Raw genomic sequence first — 1,688 nt, 5'->3', positions numbered from 1 at the left:
TATAATATTTTCGCTTTGTTATGTCAGTTATTGGCTTTTTTATAATATTTTTGTTTGTGAACTACTCCGACTTATAGAAGTCAGAGCTTCCTGTTTCAACCACTACTGCATTAGCTACGAATATACACAACTCAAAGTCTTACACAATGTCCACAGGTGGTCTTAAGTCAATATTATAAAATTGTTTCTGTAGATTTTTTTTAAAAATTTGACCTAGTATAGCTACCTGGAAGTTTTAAAATTGTACCGATACATTAAAAAAAGTTATAATATTCTCGTATAACAATTCTTATAACATTATATAATGTACAAACTCAATGAATGAAAATAACCAAAATATTAACCCATCAATTAACAACATCATTAGAAAGGATTCAAAATGAATTATAATAATACAACGGAAGGAACCTTTATTAGTAGGCCAAACAGATTTATTGCAAAGGTTATAATAAATAATCAAGAAGAAACTGTACACGTAAAAAATACAGGGCGTTGCAAGGAACTTCTAATTCCGCAAGCTAAAGTACGCTTAGAAAAAGCTGATAATAATAATAGAAAGACAAAATATGACTTAATAATGGTTAAAAAAGAGGGCATCGGATGGATAAACATAGACAGTCAAGCTCCCAATAAGGTAGTAAAAGAGTGGTTAAAAGTGCAGAATTTTGATTTAATAAAACCGGAGTACATTTTCGGAAAATCACGAATCGATTTTTACATGGAAAAAAATAATAAGAAATATTTAATGGAAGTAAAAGGATGCACCCTTGAAATTGACGGAATAGGGTATTTTCCTGATGCCCCAACTACTCGCGGAGTGAAGCATTTAAAAGAACTAACCAAAGCGTGCCAAAACGGATATAACTGCTATATTGCTTTTGTCATACAAATGGAAAATATTAATGAAGTGCGCCCCAATATAGAAACACATCCAGAATTCGGTCAGGCTCTAGAAGATGCAAAAACAGCAGGTGTCAAGGTTATATTCCTCCAATGCGAAGTGGGTCATAACAGTCTTTCAATTATTAATCCTCCATTAGACCTATAAATTTACTTGGCACAATAATTTTATATTATATAAATGGTTGGTTGCTACATCAATGTTTGTACATTTATTTTAAAAGAGTACAAAAGTTAATAACCAAGCCAAGCTTGTTCTCAAGATATATTAATTATATATTTAACTAGGGGTTCTTTGGAATAGAAATCACGTTTTACATGATCAGCAGATTTTTGAGCCTTTTTGTCGGCAACTGTAATGCCATTAAAATTGCATCGTAATCTATATTAAATTTGCGACTTTTACATTTTTTTAGATAGTACTTTCACTTGGAATGTAGCTATTAGAATCTTTGTCATGCCTTAGTTTTAAAACATCATGCATTCCAAGCCTCCCATAATTATCATTATAGTTTTGAAAGAATTAATTTTGCAAACAAAAAAGATCCTCTAATAAGAGAATCTTTAAAGGCGTGAACCAGATTCGAACTGGTGATAGAGGTGTTGCAGACCTATGCCTTACCACTTGGCTATCACGCCACATGGGATATAATAACACAGCTTAGAACCTAAGTCAATGAAATATTCCAAAGCACATACCCTAAAAACCACATACATATAATCATCTTACCGTCAACATCTTTTTCTTGGTCAGACCCTCGACCTATTAGTGGCAGTCAGCTCCACAC

1 protein-coding gene and 1 tRNA gene are annotated in these 1,688 nt (G+C 32.3%); one reads left to right on the top strand and one right to left on the bottom strand.

Annotated elements, in window-relative coordinates; genetic code table 11:
- The first annotated feature begins 379 nt into the window (after positions 1–379).
- A complete protein-coding gene (gene sfsA / locus BM153_RS13415) occupies positions 380–1,048 on the top strand; it encodes a DNA/RNA nuclease SfsA (protein ID WP_092875001.1) in 669 nt (222 codons plus the stop codon).
- 420 nt (positions 1,049–1,468) lie between these two features.
- Here the strand turns inward: sfsA and BM153_RS13410 are convergent.
- Positions 1,469–1,539, bottom strand: a tRNA-Cys gene (locus BM153_RS13410).
- Positions 1,540–1,688: the final 149 nt, after the last annotated feature.

Source organism: Acetitomaculum ruminis DSM 5522 (assembly GCF_900112085.1).
In the GTDB taxonomy this organism is placed as follows: Bacteria; Bacillota; Clostridia; order Lachnospirales; family Lachnospiraceae; genus Acetitomaculum; species Acetitomaculum ruminis.
This window is presented reverse-complemented; position numbering and strand designations above follow the sequence as displayed.